12 protein-coding genes are annotated in these 18534 nt (G+C 61.4%); 5 read left to right on the top strand and 7 right to left on the bottom strand.

The features are described from left to right. Window positions 1-95 precede the first annotated feature (95 nt). Genes QNJ86_RS11595 through QNJ86_RS11580 form a run of 4 tightly spaced genes read left to right on the top strand, consistent with a single transcriptional unit; the run spans window position 96 to window position 5501 of the window. Window positions 96-455, top strand: a complete 360-nt coding sequence (locus tag QNJ86_RS11595; RefSeq protein ID WP_283832790.1) for an Hpt domain-containing protein — start codon at window positions 96-98, stop codon at window positions 453-455. Continuing rightward, window positions 452-1981, top strand: coding sequence for an HD domain-containing phosphohydrolase (locus QNJ86_RS11590; RefSeq protein ID WP_283832789.1), 1530 nt, complete (start codon window positions 452-454; stop codon window positions 1979-1981). The genes QNJ86_RS11595 and QNJ86_RS11590 overlap by 4 nt, the downstream gene beginning before the upstream one ends. Then, window positions 1978-4113 (top strand): hybrid sensor histidine kinase/response regulator, encoded by a 2136-nt coding sequence (locus QNJ86_RS11585; RefSeq protein ID WP_283832788.1) that lies wholly within the window; start codon window positions 1978-1980, stop codon window positions 4111-4113. The genes QNJ86_RS11590 and QNJ86_RS11585 overlap by 4 nt, the downstream gene beginning before the upstream one ends. Beyond that, window positions 4110-5501: an ABC transporter substrate-binding protein gene (locus tag QNJ86_RS11580; protein ID WP_283832787.1), complete on the top strand. Its 1392-nt coding sequence runs from the start codon at window positions 4110-4112 to the stop codon at window positions 5499-5501. The genes QNJ86_RS11585 and QNJ86_RS11580 overlap by 4 nt, the downstream gene beginning before the upstream one ends. A gap of 74 nt (window positions 5502-5575) precedes the next feature. Here QNJ86_RS11580 and QNJ86_RS11575 read toward each other — a convergent pair whose 3' ends face one another. The 7 genes from QNJ86_RS11575 to QNJ86_RS11545 form a co-directional block, all read right to left on the bottom strand. After that, window positions 5576-6682: a C40 family peptidase gene (locus QNJ86_RS11575; RefSeq protein ID WP_283832786.1), complete on the bottom strand. Its 1107-nt coding sequence runs from the start codon at window positions 6680-6682 to the stop codon at window positions 5576-5578. A 207-nt stretch (window positions 6683-6889) separates the two neighbouring features. Next, the gene (gene pknB / locus QNJ86_RS11570; protein WP_283832860.1) at window positions 6890-8875 is read right to left on the bottom strand and encodes a Stk1 family PASTA domain-containing Ser/Thr kinase; all 1986 of its coding nucleotides are present in this window, start codon (window positions 8873-8875) and stop codon (window positions 6890-6892) included. Window positions 8876-8965: 90 nt separating this feature from the next. Next, entirely contained in the window at window positions 8966-11761 is a 2796-nt protein-coding gene (locus tag QNJ86_RS11565) for an FtsW/RodA/SpoVE family cell cycle protein (protein ID WP_283832785.1), read from the bottom strand. Next, window positions 11758-12966, bottom strand: coding sequence for a Stp1/IreP family PP2C-type Ser/Thr phosphatase (locus tag QNJ86_RS11560; RefSeq protein ID WP_283832784.1), 1209 nt, complete (start codon window positions 12964-12966; stop codon window positions 11758-11760). Before QNJ86_RS11560 ends, QNJ86_RS11565 begins: the two co-directional genes overlap by 4 nt. Further along, on the bottom strand, window positions 12966-13379 hold the full coding sequence (locus QNJ86_RS11555; protein ID WP_283832783.1) for an FHA domain-containing protein: 414 nt from the start codon (window positions 13377-13379) through the stop codon (window positions 12966-12968). The genes QNJ86_RS11560 and QNJ86_RS11555 overlap by 1 nt, the downstream gene beginning before the upstream one ends. Before the next feature lie 51 nt (window positions 13380-13430). Beyond that, entirely contained in the window at window positions 13431-14768 is a 1338-nt protein-coding gene (locus tag QNJ86_RS11550) for an FHA domain-containing protein (protein ID WP_283832782.1), read from the bottom strand. Between the two features lie 891 nt (window positions 14769-15659). Next, a complete protein-coding gene (locus QNJ86_RS11545) occupies window positions 15660-16634 on the bottom strand; it encodes a DMT family transporter (protein ID WP_283832781.1) in 975 nt (324 codons plus the stop codon). Between the two features lie 233 nt (window positions 16635-16867). On the opposite strand from QNJ86_RS11545, the gene QNJ86_RS11540 reads away from it, so the two are divergent. Continuing rightward, complete coding sequence (locus tag QNJ86_RS11540; RefSeq protein ID WP_283832780.1) at window positions 16868-18523, top strand: ABC1 kinase family protein; 1656 nt, start codon at window positions 16868-16870, stop codon at window positions 18521-18523. Window positions 18524-18534: the final 11 nt, after the last annotated feature.

Below are 18534 nucleotides of genomic sequence, written 5' to 3'. Positions count from 1 at the left end.
AGCCGGTTTCCTTAACAAAAAGGTGTTCAACCGGTATCATATTCGCTTGACCCCAGAGCCTCAAAATCGGCTCGAAAAGCTCGAAAGGCTCAAGCATGGACGTGCGCGCGTTATATGAAAACATCGGTGTTGATTTCGCCGATGTTTTGGCGCTGCTTCGCAAAGAGGAACGCATCAAAGCGTATCTTGTTCAAACTATGGACGACCCGGCATTTGCCGCGCTGGATAGCGCTATGGAGCAAGGTGACCATGAGGCCGCCTTTCGCGCCGCGCACACCATCAAGGGCATGAGCATGAACCTCATGCTGAAGCCCATGACCGAAACCGCAGTTGAACTGGTGGAATGTTTGCGCGACGGACTTGCTCCTGGCGAGGAAGAGCGGGCGCACGCACTGTATCGCCAGCTTAAAGCCAGTTGTGAGCATCTCACCGCACTAGTCGGTGAACTCGCATGACGGCCAGCAAACGCCAAACCATCCTCATTGCCGACGATACCGCTGTCAACCGTTCCATGCTTTCCGACATCTTGTCGGATGACTACGACATCCTGGAAGCCTGCGATGGCGTAGAGGCGCTCAACATCCTGCGCCGCCGTGAAGGCTCCATCGCGCTTCTTCTGCTGGATATTGTCATGCCGAACATGGACGGCTTCGACGTTCTTACCCACTTGCATCGCAACCATTGGAGCGACGACGTGCCGGTTATCGTCATCTCCGCCGAGACGTCGCCCGCCTATATCCGCAAGGGCTTCGAGCTGGGCGTGGTCGATTACGTGAACCGTCCGTTCGACCCCGAGGTGGTGCTGCAGCGCGTGCGCAACACCATCGCGCTGTTCGCGAAGCAAAACCTGCTGAAAGATTTGATAGCTGAGCAGGTGCAAGAGCGTGAAAAAACCAACACGCTCATGGTGGACATCCTGAGCACCGTTGTGGAATTCCGCAACGGCGAGTCGGGTTTGCACGTGGCGCGCATCCGCATCATCACCGAAATTTTGCTGGAAGCCATGAAAAGCCGCTTCCCTGACTACAACCTCACGCCGTCAAAGATTGCGCTCATCTCGAACGCGGCAGCGCTGCACGACATTGGCAAAATTGCCATTCCCGAAGAGATTCTCAATAAGCCGGGACGTTTGACCGAAGAAGAGTTCGAGGTCATGAAGACACACGCCGCCATCGGCGACGAGATGCTGGAAGGCCTCCACTTCGGCAAGAACGAGGCCCTGGTCACGTGCGCGCGCGAGATCTGCCGCTGGCACCACGAGCGCTGGGACGGTCGCGGCTACCCCGACGGTCTTGCCGGTGAAGAAATTCCCGTGGCGGCCCAGGTGGTGGCGCTGGCCGACGTGTACGATGCACTGGTGAGTGAGCGCGTGTACAAGAGCGCCTTCTCGCACGAAACAGCCGTGGCCATGATAGAAAATGGCGAATGTGGTGCGTTTAACCCCGACCTCATGCGTTGCTTTTTGGAAGAGGCCGACCATTTGCGTGACATGGTAGCGCTGCGCAGCGACCGGTCGCTTGAGTTGTTCGACGTGGGCAAACTCTCGCGCGAAGTGATGGAACGCAGCGAGCCGGGGCTGGCCGACCGCACGGTGCTGCTGCTTGAGCGCGAGCGCGCGAAATTCAAGTTCACTGCTTCGTACTTCGACGGGGTGCTGTTCGACTATGACATTGAAAGCGACACGGTGGTGTTCTCCGGACGTGGCTGCGAACGGTTTGGGTACGCCGAAATTGTGGTGGGCGCCTCTGCCAGGGAATTTTTGCCCGACACCGCAAAGGCCATTGGGGTTCTTGCGCGGGTGAGCGAGAACTCGTCGCCGACCAGCCCCGTATTCGAGGCGCAGGTTGACCTACCGCTGGCTGATGGCACCTTGCTCTGCTGTAATGTGGCGTGCCTGGTAGTGTGGGCCGAAGACGGCGACACCCTGCACAAACTGGGTGTGGTGGGGCGCATCGTCGCAGTGGAGGGAGCGGCTGCATGACACCGAAGACGCCCCGCACAGGAGTTCGCCCGCTGGTTTACCTGGCCATGTGTGCGGTTGCGGTGGTGGTGTTAGCTGGCGGCTATCTGCTCTACCAGCAAAGTATCACGCAAGCGGTGAACGGAACTACCCTTTCGTTCATGGAGCAAATTGCCGACCACGATGCGCAGGGTATTCACAACCAAATGACCAGCAAGTGGGATTATTTGGATTCAGTATCCGAGCGCATTCGGCTTGCGCGCAAGGGCGAAGTGGCTGACTTGTCGTACCAGCTGAGCGTGGAGGTGCGGTCCTCTTCATTCGAACGTATCTATCTGGTAACTGACCAGGAACATCTCTACGATAATACCTACCTTGCCTCCACTCTTAATGATGTCGAATGGGCCGACACCTATCGCGCTGCCGACGACCGCTTCGTCATACGCTACACACTGGAAGAGCGCGAAAAGTGGGGCGAGTACCTGGTATATGGTGTGAAGCTGGATACTCCGGTAGTTTGCGACGGAGAGCGCATCGAAAGCGTGGTGGGGCTTGTGCCTGTAGCCGATATCGAGGCTGGCATGCGGTTCGAAAGCTTCGATGGCCAAGGCGTCGCCCTAGTTATTCGCAATACGGGCGAAATTGTGACGGCCAGCCGTTATTACGGCGGGTCCGATGGTCAGGACTTTTTCGCCGAGTTGAAAGATGCCTCATTCGTGTCAGGTTCGCTTGCCGAAAGCCGCGCCGCTATCGAGCGCGGCGAAAACGTGTTTGCTGAGTATCGCATGGGCGACGAGCGCTACTACGTTACCATGGTGCCCATTGCTGACAGCAGGTGGTATTTGGTGGTGAAGGTGAACGCGTCGGTGACATCGCACCAGGTGAACGAGCTCATGACGCGCTCGCTCTTGTTCTTTGGCCTACTGGGACTTCTGATAGCGGGCGTGCTGTTCACGGTGTTTCGCTCGGTGCGCGACGCGCGTGTGGCGCGTGAGTCCGAAAAGGCAAAATCCACCTTCCTTGCCAACATGAGCCACGAGATACGCACGCCGCTGAACGGCCTGGTGGGACTTCAGTATCTCATGCGGCAGAATGTGGATGACAAGGAAAAACTGTCCGGCTATCTGGATCAGGCGGACGTGTCCGCGGACTACCTGAAGAGTGTGATCACGGACGTGTTGGACATGTCAAAAATCGAAAGCGGCCAGATGGAGCTGTACGCGCAGTCGTTCGACCTGGCGGCTATGCTGGACGACATCGACACGCTCATCGGTCTGCAGGCGAAGCCGCGCAACTTGCAGTTCTCTGTTGTGTATGGTGAGTTGCCGGCTCGCCGGGTGGTGGGCGACGAAATGCGCATCAAACAAGTCATTGTTAATTTGCTGGGTAACGCGCTTAAGTTTACACCCGAGGGCGGCCGGGTGTCGTTGAACGTGAGCCAAGTTGTGGCGGGCGAAGGAACTGTGGCGCGCACCACGTTTGTGGTGTCTGACACGGGGTGTGGCATGAGCCCCAGCTTCCTTGAACGTATATGGGAGCCGTTTGAACAGGAGAAACGAGCGGCATCGCGCAACGGTACAGGTTTGGGTGCCTCGCTTTCCAAGATACTGGTGGAAGAAATGGGTGGCACCATTGAAGTGGAAAGCGAGCAGGGATGCGGGTCGACGTTCACGGTGACGGTGCCGTTGCAGATGGCAGCCGACCAATCGACCGCCGATGCCGTAGGTGCGGCTGCAGATGACGTTACGCTTGAGGGAAAATGTGTGCTGGTGGCCGAAGACAACGGCGTGAACCGCATGATTATTGTGGATATCCTTAAAGATGAAGGCTGTGTGGTGACCGCCGCAAGCGACGGCGCAGAAGCGCTGGAGGCTTTTGCTGCCAGCGAAGAAGGCACCTACGATGTGGTGCTGATGGACTTACAGATGCCGCGAATGGATGGCTACCAAGCTACCGATGCCATCCGCGCGCTCAAGCGCACAGATAGCGCCGCTGTGCCCATCCTGGCGCTGACGGCGAACGCATTTCGTGATGACGTGGATCGCGCTTTAAGCGCCGGTATGAATGATGTGGTAACCAAGCCACTTGACGTGGGGCTTTTGCTGGATAAACTGCGCGCAATTGGCTCAGAGGGAAAGGGAGGGACTCGATGAGCGAACAAACTATGAGCAGGAGGGAGTTCGTGCTGGCCTCGGCGGGTGTCGGCGTGGCTGTGTTGACGAGCGGCGCGCTGACGGGTTGTGTGGGCGGCGGCGGTGCGGGTGGCGCTGGTGATGGTACCGCAGGTAAGAAGCAGGTCACTATCAACGTGAAATGTCCTCCTGTGACCATGGCTTATGATGCGGACCATCCCGATGCTGAGGTGTTTGACCTGTTTCAGGAGGCGGGTGAGCGCTTTGCTGCCACCTATGAGAATTACGACGTTTCCTTTAACTACACGAAGTTCCAGTATGTGGATGAAAAGACGCAGGTTATCGATAAGTTTGGTACGCCCGAGGCCGCCGATGTGCTGTTCGCGGGGTCGTTCAATCTACCCACCTACATTCGCGAAGGTCGCGTGGCGGCGCTTGATGATGTGATTGATGCCGAGTTGCGTGCAGATATCGACGACGCCATCTGGCAACAGTGCAGCGTGGATGGAGTCACCTACACCATGCCGCTTTATCAGCTGCAAAACACGCTGATGGTAAACGGCGAGCTCATGCGCGCCGCTGGCCTGGACCGATTCATTCCCGCCGAGGGCGAAATTGCCCAGTGGAGCATCGACGAGTTTAATGAGATTCTGAACGCCCTCAAGGCATCCATGGCTCAAGGCGGCACGTTTCCTCTGGCGTTTTATGCAGCGAACAACCAGGGTGACACGCATATCATGACGTTGCTGCGCGCGTTTGGCGCCCCGTTCTACAACGCGGACGGCACCTTTGACGTCAGCTCACCGGAGGGCGTACGGGCGCTTGAGTGGCTGGTGTCGCTGAACGAGCGCGGCATCATTCCAAAGGGTGCCGAGAACTTGGAGTTCATTGATACCATTCAGCTATTCAACAGCGGGCAGGTAGCTTTGTGTCCGGGTAATATGGTTAACGTGCGTATTGGCGACGAAGCGGGCTTGGATGTGTTTTTGGCAAACTTCCCTGACCCTACGGGCGCGGGCATTGCCACTACGTTCTTGAATGGCTTTACAGTGTTTAACAACGGTGATCCGGACAAGGTGCAGGCCACGAAGGATTTTGTGCGTTTCATCTATTCTGACGATGATATGCTGCGTTATGCGCTGAGCAGTATTCCGGTGAACAAGCATGTGGTGGAGCAGCACAAAGACGAGATTGCGTACCTTGATACGTACAGTCGCAACTCGCAAAACACGGTGGACTTCCTGAACAACACGCCCAATTGGGAAGGCGTGCGCGCGGCATTCTATCCCAACATGCAGGATTTGTTGCGCGGCACAAAAGCGCCTGCGGAAGTGGCCGCTGCTATTGACGAGGGCTGTAACGCGGCGCGGGCAGAGGGATTGGCTGCAATAGAGGCGGCAAGGTCGTAAAACGAGAACGGCCACCTGCTGTGGGTTGGGTGGCCGTGAGATTGCGGGTTGCCGCGCGCTGACGCGCAACAGGTTTAGAAGCGTAATGCGCAGGTGAAACCCGACCAGCCAAGCGAGTCGGTGTCGCGTACGAGCGCGCCTTCGGTGGGAGCGTGTACGTACGGTACGCCGCCGTAGCCCACGGCAATGCCCACGTGGCCGTAGCGCCACAGCACGTCGCCCGGGCGCGCCTCCGACACGGGAACGCGCTGGCGCGCAGCGCTATACTGAGACTCGCTCTGGTGCGGCACGTACATGCCCACCTGGCGATATGCCCAGGTCACTAACCCCGAGCAATCAAACGAGTCGGGTCCTTCGGCCCCCCATACATACGGACAGCCAATGCGTGAGAGCGCGTAATCAACCACCGAACCCTGCGAGGGAACTTCCACACCATTGCCGCCGGAAGGTATGTCGTAGCTACCCCCGTCGGAGCCTCCGCCGCCCTGCTCGCGCTGCAGCTGAGCTTCGAGTTCGGCCTGCTTCTGCGCGGCCGCAGCTGCGGCCGCGGCGGCCTGTTCCTGCTCCAGCAACTGACGCGCCTCGGCGTCGAGTGAGTTCATGAGGTCTTGGGCTTGCTGTACTTTGGCCTCGGTTTGATCCTTGATGGTTTTGGCCTCGGCGGCCTTTTCGGCAGCAATCTGTTCCTGCTTTTCGTATTCGGCCTTCGAGGCTTCCACCTGGGCGCGCAGGTCTTTGGTCTGCGCCACCATTTCGGCGTCGCTCTCGTTCAGGCCATTCAGCAGATCCCAGTTCTGGGTGAACTCGGCAAATGAGGTGGCTCCCATGAGGAAGTCCAGGAACGTGGCCGACCCGGAGCGATACATGCTGCGGGCGCGCAGGCCCAGGCGGCTTTGCAGATCGGCGATCTCTTGGTTGGCGAGGTCGATTTTGGCCTGTTCGGCCTCCATGGCTTGCTTTGCAGCGTCGCGCTCAGCTTCGGCGGTGTAGAAGTTTTCGGCGGCGGCCTCGAGGTCGGCCTGAAGGCCTACCAGTTGATTGCGAACGGCGTCCGCTTCGGCCTGCTTCTCGGCGGCGCTTACGCCAAGCGCGGTTGAGGGGAAGGCGAGGGCAGTAGCACCTGCGACGGCGGCGCCTCCAATAAACGTGCGCCGACTGAGGGCGTTGAACGGCTCGGGCATGCGGTACCTCCTTGAGTGGGCCTGGGGCATGGCAGAGCATACGGGTACTATCTTACCACGCTCCTCAGCCCTCACCAAAAAGCCCGCCAATACTCCAAACCCCCAAGGTGTAAGGAGAAGATGGATAGCGCGTTAGCGCGTCACACTATGAGGCGGGAGGCGACTCGCTCGTGCAAAAAAACGGGCACCGTGGGGTGCCCGTTTGGGTTAGTTTGTTGTGGGGGTTTTCTCGTCGTCCGGGGGGTCAGGGGTGGTGGGGGTTGATTGTTGGAACGTTACCGTTATGTTCACGTCGTTCTTGACGTTCGGCACGGTGAACGTACCGCCGGACTGAGGCACGCCGTCGAGGCCAATCACCGAGGCCACGATGTAGCCGGGGTCAGGCATGATGGTAATTCGTACGCTGTCGCCTTCTTCAACGGAGAAGCTGGAGGCGTTCACCGTGCCGCCGCCGTTGGCGTTCAGGTTCACATTGTAGTACGTGGCCTGCTTGCCGGTGCTCACCACAATGTTTACGGTCTCGCCAGGCTTCAACTTTTGCTTCGCGTTGGGGCTCTGGCTAATAACCAGGCCCGACTCAACGCTATCGCTCGAAGTGTAGTCCGTCGTCACCTTGAAGCCAGCGTTCTGCAGCGTAGCTACCGCTTCGCCTTCCATGCTGCCCACCACGCTCGGCACGTCGGTGCCCTCGGGCCCAAGCGACTGGTAGTATTCAACCGTTGCGCCCTTCTCTACCTTGGAGCCGGCCTCGGGGCTCTGGCCCATGACCTTGCCCTTCTCCACGTCGTCGGAACTCTTTGGCGTGCCGGCGCTGGGCACGAGGCCCTTCTCAATCAACAATTTCTTCGCGTCATCCACGGTCATATTCTTCAAGTCGGGCACCGCAATTTGCTGCGCGCCTTGCGACACGGTGATGTTCACCTTGGTGCCCTTTTCGCGCTTGTCGCCTGCTTTGGGGTCCTGGCCGATAATCTTACCGGCCTCGGCCTCGTCGTATTTCTGGTCGACCGATCCCAGTTGGAAGCCCTGTTCCTTCAGCTTGGCTTCGGCCTGCTCCTGTGTCATGCCCTTCAAGTCCGGCACGGGGTCGCCCGACGCGCCAAGACCGCTCATCAGCGCAAACGCAATGCCGCCCACCACAATGAGCGCGGCCAGAATACCCAGCACTATAAACAGCGTCTTCTTCGAACCCTTGGGAGCATTGTTGTCGTTGCGGTAGTTTTTGGAGCCGCTGCTGGAAACCGCGGGTTTGACGCCGCCCTTGCCCATGGCGGGCATCACGGCGGTGCCATCGGCCACAGCCATGGGGGGCACCACGCCGCCCATCACGGCCGTCTCAGCGCTGGTGAAGTTGCCTGCGTTGCCTACATTCACGGGACGTCCCGCCAGGTAGTCGTTTAGCGCGTAGCGCATGTCCTGTGCAGTGGCGAAACGCTCGGAGGGGTTCTTTGCCATGGCGCGCATGATAATGGCTTCAAGCGCCGGGTCGATGTCGGGGTTGATCTCGCGCGGCGGCGCGGGCAGCTCGTTCACCTGCTTCATGGCCACGCTCACGGCATCGGGGCCGTCGAACGGCAGACGGCCGGTGGCGGCTTCGTACATCACAATGCCCAGCGAGTACATGTCGCTGGCGGCGGTGAGTTCCTTACCCTGCGCCTGTTCAGGCGAAATGTAGTGGGCCGTGCCCAATACCGAGGACGTTTGCGTCATCACGGAGTTCTTCGCGCGCGCAATGCCGAAGTCCATCACCTTCACGTTGCCGTCGGGCTGCACCATGATGTTCTGCGGCTTAATGTCGCGGTGGATGATGTCCAGCCCGTGCGCCACCGAAAGCGCCTGGCACACCTGCGAGCCAATTTCGGCCACCTTGCGCTGGTTGATGGCGCCGCGTTCGTTGATGGCGGTTTTCAGGTCGCTTCCGCGGACGAACTCCATCACTATATAGTAGGTGCCGTCGTCCTGTCCCCAGTCGTACACGTTCACAATGTAGGGGCTTTGCAGGTTGGCGGCCGCGGCGGCTTCCTGCTTGAAGCGCTTGGTGAAGTTGGGGTCGGCGGCGTACTGGGGCAGCATGACCTTCACGGCAACCAGGCGCCCCAGGACGTTGTCCTGCGCGCGGTACACCTCGGCCATGCCGCCGATGCCGATGCGCTCCGTTATCTGGTAGCGGTTGTTGAACACCTTGCCCGTCATGTTTCCGGTCACGTTTTTGCTCCTTTAGGTCACATGCCCTTGGCGTGCTGCGTTTTCAAAGCTGATATGATCGCCACAAGCATACCTTATTTACAAAAGCCCTTGCACCTGCAAGGCCGTTTTCAACACATTTTGCGCCCGCTCAGTTCCCGTGCCCTCCTGTGCGTGCTCCAGGTTGATGGCCACTACCACGCGCGGGTTGTCGGCGGGGGCTAGGCCCACGAACCAACTGTCGTTGCCGTCGGGCTTTTCAGCGGTGCCGGTTTTGCCGGCTACGGACACGCCCTCAATGGCGGCCGCGGTGCCGGTGCCGTTCTTCACCACGCCCTCCATGACGGTTTTCACGCGGTTGGCCGTTTCCTTGCTCACGGCCTGCAGGAACTTACCCGGCGAGGCGGTGTAGCTGCGCTCGCCGCTGGCGTTGTAGATGCCTTCCACCAGGTAGGGGTCCATGATGGCGCCGTCGTTGGCAATGGCGCTGCCCACGAGTGCCATCTCAAGCACGGTGGCCTGCGGGCCGGCCGGGCTCTTGTGGTTGCCCACTGGCTCGCCGGCGGCGGCCCAGGCGGTTTCCCACTCGGTCATTTCGGCGGGCTCGGGCATGAGCGAGGTGCTCACGGGCAGTTCGAAGTCGAGGTCCTGGTTGAAGCCGTACTTCGCGGCGGCCGCCACCAGGCGCTCGGCGTCAAGCTGAATGCCCAGCTGGCCGAACACGGTGTTCGACGACAGTTCCATGGCGCGCGCCAGCGTGATGTCGCCGTAGTCGTTCTTGTTGAAGTTCGTGACGGGCGCGTTGCCAATTTCCATGGTACCGGGCGAGGAGTACACGGTGTCTTCCTTCGCCACGTCGTCCTCCAGCGCGGCGGACAGGGTGACAATTTTGAAGGTGGAGCCCGGCGCGTAGAGCGCTTGCGTGGCGCGGTTCAGCAGGGTGCTGTCGCCGCTGTCGGGGTTTTCCGCGGCCTTTTGCAGCAGCGCCTCGAAGTCGGCGGCGTTGTAGGTAGGGGCGGAGGCCATGCCCAGCACGGCGCCCGTGTCGGGATCCAGCACCACGCACGCGCCGGAGTAGCCGCTGAGCGCGTCTTGCGCCGCCTGCTGGATCTTCGAGTTCAGCGTGAGGGTGACGTCGTTGCCCGGCGTGCTGATGCCCGCGAACGAGTTCAACACGTCAGTCCAGCTGGCGAAGTTGCTTTGGCCTTTCAGCGTGTCGTTTTCAGCCGCTTCAATGCCGGACGTGCCGTACTGCTGCGACGCGTAACCCACCACGTGGCTGGCCAGGTCGCCCGCCGGGTACACGCGCTCGTACGTGCCGTCGTCCTGCCGCACGCTTTGCGCCAGCACCACGCCATCGTAGGTGGAAATGGTGCCGCGCTCGGTGTTGGCCTCTTTCGCCAGCGTGTGGTTATTGCCGGGCATGTTCTGGTAGTAGTCGGCCTGCACCACCATGATAAGCGTGAGGTTGGCCACCAGCAGGGCAAACATGGCGGAGAAAATAATCATGCCGTGCGTGAGCCGCTTGCCCAGCGACACGCGCCCCAGCACGCTGTTTGCATGGAGCGAGGTGGTGGCGCTGGCCATTTCGGTGCCCACGCCCGTGCCCTCGTCGCCGCAGCGCAGAAGGAAGCCTACAATAATGAAGCTGGCCAGCAGCGACGAGCCGCCCTGGCTGATGAAGGGCAGGGTGAGGCCTGTCAGCGGGATGAGCCGCGTGACGCCGCCCACAATGATGAACGCCTGCAGCACGATGATGGACGTGAGGCCCACGGCCACAAACGAGCTGACGTCGTTCTTCGCGCGCGCCGCCGTCACGAACCCGCGGATGGCGAAGCACAGGAACAGCAGCAGCACGCCGGCCGCGCCCAAAAGGCCAATCTCTTCGCCAATGATGGTGAAGATGAAGTCGCTCTCGGCCACGGGGATGGGGGGCAGGCCGTTGCCGCCGCCGGCCAGGCCGCGGCCCACGCCCACGCCGAACAGGTCACCGTCGGCGAAGGAGTAGAGCGATTGCACCAGCTGGTAGCCTCGGTTCTGCGTGTCCGCGAATGGGTCGAGCCAAATGTCCACGCGCGTTTGCACGTGGGTGAACTCCAGGTAGGCCCCTACGCCGCCAATAGCGATAAGTACCAGGCCCACCACCAGGTAAAACTTCTTGCCCGTAGCCACGTACAACATAATAAGAAACACGAAGAAGAACACGAGTGCGCTGCCGAGGTCCTTCTCGAACACGACGATGAGCAGGGCGACCACCCACATGAGCAAAAGCGGCAGTAGCGTGCGAATATCGGGCAGGTTGAACGGCCCCACGCGCCACGTGAACACCGACAGCATCTCGCGGTTTTGCGCGAGATAGCCCGCGAGGAAGAGCACGATGGTTATTTTTGCTATTTCGCCTGGTTGGAATGAGAATACGCCGGGGATGCCAATCCAGATGCGGCTGCCGTTAATTTCCTGGCCGAGGACCGGGATAAGCGGCGACAGCAGCAGCACAAAACCCACTATCATGAGGGTGTATTTGTAGTTGGCAATCTTTTCCAGGTTGCGGAACAACACCAGCACCACCACCATGCACGCCACGCCCAGGAAGAGCCACATCACCTGGTTAAGCGCGATGTTGGACTTCTCCGCGTAGGGTGCAAGGCGCGTGATGAACGCGATGCCAATGCCCGAGAGCGCAAACGCGATGGGCAGGATAGCGGGGTCGGCACCTGGCGCGAAACGGCGCACGGCCACATGCGCGATGACGAACGCCACGAAGATGCCGATGGGCGCGCCCAGTGTGTTCGCGTTCAGGCTTTGTCCCTGGTTGATGGCCAGCATGGCAAACAGCAGCACCACGATGGGCGCCGCTACGCACAACAGGACCAGTTCTATGTTGCGGCGCGTCATGCGGCACCGCCTTGGGTGGGTTGGTTGTCGGTGGTGGAGGAGTTGCTGGCGTTGGGAGCGGCGTTGGCGTTGTTGTTGCCGTTATTGTCCGCGCCGTTGCCCGGTTGCGTGCGGGCGGCGATGTCCTGGCGGTATTCTTCCACCAGTTCCTGAGCCGCTTCCACGCTATCCACGCGCCAGCCGTCTTTCAGGCGCTCGGCGAATCCGGGCTGCAAGTCGTCCACACTCACGTCGGTGGTTTCCACGTGCTCGGAGTACGACAGGCCGAACACGTCGCCGGGCACGCCGCGATACACGGCTACTTTCCCGTTGTCTTCGGCCAGGTAGGCGGCATTGTGCAGGTAGGTGTTCGTGCCCCAGGCCGTCGCGCCCACAATGGCGGCGAACAGCACCAGCACCAGCGCGATGGTGAACTTCGTCTTGCGCGCCATCTTCTTGCGGCGCACCTCGGCGAAACCGGACACGTCCGCCACAATAACGGTGACGTTGTCGTGGCCGCCGTTCGCGATTGCCTCGTTCACCAGCTGCGAGGCACAGCGCTGGGGGTCGCGCACGCGGGCGAGCGTTGACTCGATGTCGGCATCGGACACCATGCCTGAGAGACCGTCGGAGCAGATGAGCAGCCTGTCGCCCGTTTCCACGTTGATCTCGTAGAGGTCCGGCTGGGTGTTGGGGTCGCTGCCCAGCGCGCGCGTGATCACCGAGCGGTTGGGGTGCGTGCGCGCTTCCTCGGGCGTGAGCTGGCCGGCTTCAATCATGTCGGCCATAAGGCTGTGGTCGCGCGTGAGCTGCTGGAGTTTGCCCTGGTGCAGGAGGTACGCGCGCGAGTCGCCCACCTGGGCAATAATCAGGCGTTCGCCTTCCAGCATGGCGGCAGTCATGGTGGTGCCCATGCCTTCGCGCCCGCGGCCCTCGTGAGCAGCGCGGATGATGGCGCGGTTCGCCTCTTCCACGGCGCGACCCAGGGCCTCGGGGTCGGGATGGGCGGGAGCCAGTTCGGCCAGCACGTTCACGGCAATTTCGGAGGCCACTTCACCCGCGGCGTGGCCGCCCATGCCATCGGCCACGGCGAACAGCGGCGGCGTCACAATGAGACTGTCCTCGTTGTGGTCGCGCAAGCAGCCGATGTCGGTGCGGCTGCCGAACGTGGTGGTGGCCCCTTTGCGGGTGTGGGGCGTCGATTTGTATGCGCGCTCGGCGGCCATCAGGCAAACCTCACGCGGATGGCGACGTCGCCCACGTTCACCACGTCGCCGTTCTTGAGTGCCACGGGTTCGCTGATGAGCTGGCCATTTACGGCTGTGCCGTTCGTTGAGCCCAAGTCTTCTACGAAGAGGTTCTGTCCCATCAGGCTGAAGCGTGCGTGTCGGCCGGACACGTAGCCCGCTCCCACCACGATGTCGGCGCCGGGGCTGCGGCCCACAATAACGGGACCGCGCACCACAATGGACACGCCGCGCAGCTCTTTCGGCCCGCGTTCGACCGACAGATTCCAGGTGCGTTCCTTTTTGCGCTGGCCGCGCACCAGCCCCACGCCCGTTTTCATGAGAGCGAACAGGAACAGGTATAGCAGCGCCACGAACAGCAGGCGGCCAATCAGCAGCACGACATCGATCACGAGAACACCCCTCGCTCTATGCGGTTAGGTACCATTGCGCGCTCGCTCCGCTCACTGCGCCTGCGTGAACACGAAGTTCGTCATGCCGATGGTGATGCGGTCGCCTTCGCGCAGGGGACTGGTGGCAATTTCAGCGCCGTTGACGAAGGTGCCGTTGGTGGAGCCGAGGTCGGTGATGGTCCACACACCCTGGGGCTCGAAGCGCAACTCGGCGTGCGTGCGGCTGGCGTTGATGTCGTCCACGACGATGTCGTTTTTCGATTCGCGGCCCATGAGTAGGCGCGATGCTGCCAGCGTGTAGGTGCGGTTGTTCGTGGTGTCAATGAGGCTGGCGCGCACTGCCTGCTGGTTGGGCACGGGCGTGGCCTGGCCGCCGCCTGCGAATACCACGGTGTCGGCCGCGACGGGGGCGCCGGCTGCGGGATGCGCGGCGTAGGCGGCTGCTGCGGCTGCTGCTGCTGCGGCACCGGCGGCTGCGCCGCCCGCGAAGCCTGCGGCTGCGGCGGGGGAGTCGGGCGCGGGTACGGGCCGGGCTTGCGAGCGGCCGTTTTCGCGATAGTCCTGGAAATCTTGGCTGTCGAAGGTGTATTCGCCGTAGTCGATGGAGTAGTCGATTTCGTCTTCCGGCACGTAGGGCAGGGGCGGCTTGGCGCCCTGATCGTAGGCATTGAAGTCGTCATAGCCGGTGAAGCCCGCGTCCAAGTCCTGGTAGGGTTGGGGCATCGGCGCAGGTGAGGCGGCTGCTGGGTAGGCGGCCGGGGCTGCGTACGGGTCGCTGGGTGCGTAGGGGTCGGCTGCGGGCGCGGGTTGGCCGTGGCCGTAGGGCTGCGCCTGCGGGGCGGGCGCGCGCGAGGGAACGGGCTCGGGCACCGGCGCGGGTGCAGGTGCAGGTGCCGGTGCTGCCGCATAACCCCCGGCCGGCGCACCATAGGGAGCCGCCTGTCCGCCCGCGGGCACTGGAGCCGCGCCGCCCAGGCCGTAGCGCTGCATTTCTTCCGCGCGCAACTGAGCAATAATAGGTGCCGCCACGGGTTCAGCAATAATGTCGAACTTCCCGTGCTTCAACTCTTCGTCCACGATGAAGCGCACGAGCGGCTGCCCGTCCATGACCAGGCCTTCGTCGGCCGCCTTCGCTGCAAGATAGGTTTCCGTTTCGCCCGCCAGCGTAGGGTAATAGCCGAACAGGCGCTGGTCGTCATCCGGGTTCACCAGCACGGTGTACAGCGTGGGGGCGTACTGCTTACCCGCGCCCACCATCTTGCCGCGCCGCATCTGCTTTTCCGCCTTCTTCGCAATCTGAACAGGCGAAATGGGAGCGTCGAACATGTGGTCGGCCGCACCTTCCAACGTGTCTTCCATCTTGCCTTCGAACCTTGAGAGAAAGCCCATCGCATCTCCTTTATCGCGCGAACTCCGGTTGCGGATATCCCGCGCAGCTACCCCTGTCGCCGCGGGTTGCGGCGTGCGCGCTTGCATCGCCGGCCACGCGCAAGGCGCGGACGCGGTCGCTCGACTATCGTGTGTCTCTGCATATGACTATGCAATGCTCCATCTTGCCATAAACCACTACCCCGCGCCCCATCCTTTACGCAATCGTCATTATTGTGAAGAGGAAGGGGCGGCGAGAAAGCTTTGCGCCGCTGCGCAAAAGTGTGACGCGCTTCGCGCCGGCTATTGGGGCATGAGATGGGCGCGCTGTGTAAGAATCATCCGAGAATTTGGCACAAAATCGCGTTCGTGTACGGATTTGAAGCTCCAAAATCAAAAGAGGAAAATAGCGAACAGGCGTTTCTTTAATAACAGCGAAAGATCCGCGGTCCCAAGAGGTTCAAATCCGTACATAAGGGCGATCTGTGCCATTTTGAGGCAACTTGAATGCCAAGGCGTAAAACGGTATCCCCATCCGCGTGCTTCATGCGAACCTTCACATAAAGTGACGCGCTTACGCGCTACTGATTACGCCACGGGGTGGGTACCCTCCCTACCACTATGACGAGGGCTCGTTCATGTACGATAAACATAACTAAAACGATAACCTTCGTAGGGGCGCTTCACGAAGCGCCCTCTCCGCCGCAGGCGGAGAACTCAACCGGAACCTGCGTTTTCGCGCTTCGCGCGAACGGATGCTTCCCTAAAGGGACTAGGCGCTGCGCGCCGTCGCTGGTAGCACTTCTACGGAGGTGATCCTTGTCGCACGTCAACACCTTCAAGTTAGTCAGCTCGCGTCGTAAAGCGAGAAGGTTGGACACCTTGTGGCGTACTAGCCAGCGCGATAGCGCGTCAGACTTCTTCCAGTTCTGCCGAATCGGCTGGTTCGAGTTCTGGGTGTTCGAGCACGTCTGCCTCTTGTTTGGCGGCGGCGCGTTGGGGGAGGTATTCGCTGGCTACGATGCCAGCGAAGATGAGCGCGAAGCCGGCGAACAGGGGCAGCGTGAGAGCTTCGCCAAGAAACAGGATGGAAAACGTCACGCCGAACACCGATTCCGTAGCCAGGAAGAGCGAGGCTGGCGCGGGATCGACGTGGGCGACCGCCGTGTTTTGGAGCAGCAGCGCGAGGCATGAGGCGAACAGCGCGAGGTACGCCAGGCTGACCCACGTGTCGGTGCCGAGTGCTGCGAAATTGGGCATGGGTTCGAACACGCCGCCGAAGATGAAGCCCAGCACGCCAGCCACAAGGAATTGGATCACCGTGAGCAGTGTCATGTCGCGGCCAGGCGCAAATTTCGCCGAATACACCACGTGGAAGCTGAGGAACAGCGCTGAGAGCAGGGTAATCAGGTCGCCGAACCGCAGCGAGAAGCCGGCCGCCCCCGCGAACGACACACACCCTACGCCCGCCACGCACACGAGCGCTGCGGCAATGTTGTAGCGCGTCGGCCGCGTGCCGCGCAGGCCCCATCCCAAAAAGGGAATGATGACGCAGTAGAGCGATGTGAGAAACGAACTGTTCGAGGCCGTGGTGTCGGTGAGCCCCGTGGAGTTCGCCCAGTAGGCCAGAAACAGCCACACGCCCAGGACGGCGCCTTTCTTCAGGTGATCGAGGTCCAGTGAGCGGCGGAAGCGCGGCAGCATGATCAGGCCTAACACAATGCCCGCAACCGTAAACCGGGTGCCGACGATCCATGCGGGTGGAAATGCGTCCACGGTGGATTTGATGACGACGGTGCCTAAACCCCAGATGGCGGCAGCGATCAAGAGGAAGCCTTTGTAGGCTGCCAGCGGAAGCGGGGCTGAGGTGTGTTCGATGCGCGTCATGGTGTTGTGCATGATAGCATGCGCGGGCGGCGCGCGCGGGGACGTTGGCCGGCGCGTTGCGCGGCTGTCGGCGGCGCGCTTGCGGTTTGGCGACCGGGGGATGACCGATGCGCGGGCGCATGTGGGGCGGCGCGCGGTGGTGCTAGGCTGGGAGGTTGATGCAGGTAGGACGCTTGGTGAAGCGGCGCCACGGCAACGTGGTGGCGAACTGGCGAATGGCAAGGGAGGTGCGCATGCCCACGTTTCGAGAAGTGGCGCAGGTGGCGGTTGAGGCGCGGCGCGACAAGGGCGCGCACTCGGGCCGGCGGCTGCGCGAGATCGAGCGCATCCTGCGGCGGCATCACGTACTGAAAGGACTCACGCCTTATGAGGCCACCAGCCTGTTGGAAGACTTGGGCCCCACGTTCGTGAAAATGGGGCAGATTGCGGCGAACCGCAGCGACGTTATTCCGCCTGCCTACGCCGAGGCGTTCAAGCGCCTGCGTGCCGATGTGCCACCCATGCCGTATTCCCAGGTGATAGCCACGGTGGAGGTATCGCTTGGGCATCCGTGGCGGGAGACGTTTTCGTGCATTGAAGAACGGCCGCTGGGCTCGGCGTCTATCGCGCAAGTGCATCGCGCCCGCATTGCGCCTGATGGCCCGTGGGTGGCGGTGAAGGTGCGACGGCCGCACGTGGTGGAGCAGATGACGCAGGACTTGGCGCTTATTCGCCGGGCTGTTGCGCTTATCGGGCTGACGCGCGCAACCGACGGCATCAAGTTGTCGCTGGAGGACCTGGTCACAGAATTGGAGCGCACTACCCGTCAGGAGTTGGACTTCCGCGTGGAGTTGCGCAACCTTGAACGCTTCCGTACGCTTTTGGCTGACCAGCCGGGAGTGGAAAGTCCGCGGCCGTACCCGCTCATCAGCTCAGATGATGTGTTAGTCATGGACTTCATCGAGGGCCCCATGATTAACGACATACCCGCGCTGTGCGCGCGGGGGTTGGATCCGCGCGAGTTGGGACATCGGCTGGCTGAGAGCTACGTCACGCAGATTGTGGACAACGGCTTCTTTCACGCCGACCCGCACCCTGGCAACCTGCTGGTGAGCGACGGTGACATTGTATGGATTGACTTGGGAATGGTGGGTTTGCTTAGCCCGGTGGAACGCGGGCTGGTGGGCAAGATGCTGCGCGCCGCGGCCGAGAACGACCCCTACGCGCTCATGCAAGCCCTGCTCACCGCCACGCGCGAGGATGGCCCCGTCGATCACGGGCGGCTGCTCGACCAGCTGGGTCAGCTGGTGGCTTCGTACGCCACGGCGAACCTCGCTTCTATAAATGTGGGGCAGGCGCTACTCGACGTGTTCGACGTTCTGCGCTCGCAGAATCTGGCCATGCCGCCGTCATTTACGCTGCTCGCGCGCGGCATGGTGACCATAGAGGGCGTGCTGGTTGATATTGCACCTGATGAGAGCGTTATTGATATCATCGCCGACCACGTGCGCCGCCGCGAGCGTACGTGGGAGTCGATGGAGACGAAGGCACGCGAGTTCATGAGCATCGCGCTGTCATCCACGGAGTCCGCCGTGCGCCTGCCCACGCAGGCATCGCACACCCTGGACATGGTGAATCGTGGTCAGGTGAAAGTGGGCGCTGAACTGGGTATTCCTACAGACGTGCTGGCCGCCCTCTACTCCGTCAGTGGCACGGTGGCCATGGCGCTGATCTCGGCGGGCCTGTTCGTGGGCTCCAGCCTGCTCGCCCAAACAAACATGCACCCCCAATTCCTCGGCGTCCCCTTCCTCGCCGTCTTCGGCTACGTAGGCGCCTTCGTCCTAGCCGCCTACGTAGTCTGGCGCAACCTCCTCATCCGCCACCGCCAAAAATCCGAGGAGCGGTTGTAGTACAAAGAAGC

This window comes from Gordonibacter faecis (genome assembly GCF_030077735.1).
Lineage (GTDB): Bacteria > Actinomycetota > Coriobacteriia > Coriobacteriales > Eggerthellaceae > Gordonibacter > Gordonibacter faecis.
Note: the sequence above shows the minus strand (reverse complement) of the source record. Positions and strands in the feature narration are given on the sequence as shown.

Bases quoted from the DNA above. Each gene is read 5' to 3' on its own strand.
- QNJ86_RS11595 (WP_283832790.1), top strand. From the start codon at position 96: ATGGACGTGCGCGCGTTATATGAAAACATCGGTGTTGATTTCGCCGAT.
- QNJ86_RS11590 (WP_283832789.1), top strand. From the start codon at position 452: ATGACGGCCAGCAAACGCCAAACCATCCTCATTGCCGACGATACCGCT.
- QNJ86_RS11585 (WP_283832788.1), top strand. From the start codon at position 1,978: ATGACACCGAAGACGCCCCGCACAGGAGTTCGCCCGCTGGTTTACCTG.
- QNJ86_RS11580 (WP_283832787.1), top strand. From the start codon at position 4,110: ATGAGCGAACAAACTATGAGCAGGAGGGAGTTCGTGCTGGCCTCGGCG.
- QNJ86_RS11575 (WP_283832786.1), bottom strand. From the start codon at position 6,682: ATGCCCGAGCCGTTCAACGCCCTCAGTCGGCGCACGTTTATTGGAGGC.
- pknB (WP_283832860.1), bottom strand. From the start codon at position 8,875: ATGACGGGCAAGGTGTTCAACAACCGCTACCAGATAACGGAGCGCATC.
- QNJ86_RS11565 (WP_283832785.1), bottom strand. From the start codon at position 11,761: ATGACGCGCCGCAACATAGAACTGGTCCTGTTGTGCGTAGCGGCGCCC.
- QNJ86_RS11560 (WP_283832784.1), bottom strand. From the start codon at position 12,966: ATGGCCGCCGAGCGCGCATACAAATCGACGCCCCACACCCGCAAAGGG.
- QNJ86_RS11550 (WP_283832782.1), bottom strand. From the start codon at position 14,768: ATGGGCTTTCTCTCAAGGTTCGAAGGCAAGATGGAAGACACGTTGGAA.
- QNJ86_RS11545 (WP_283832781.1), bottom strand. From the start codon at position 16,634: ATGACGCGCATCGAACACACCTCAGCCCCGCTTCCGCTGGCAGCCTAC.
- QNJ86_RS11540 (WP_283832780.1), top strand. From the start codon at position 16,868: ATGCCCACGTTTCGAGAAGTGGCGCAGGTGGCGGTTGAGGCGCGGCGC.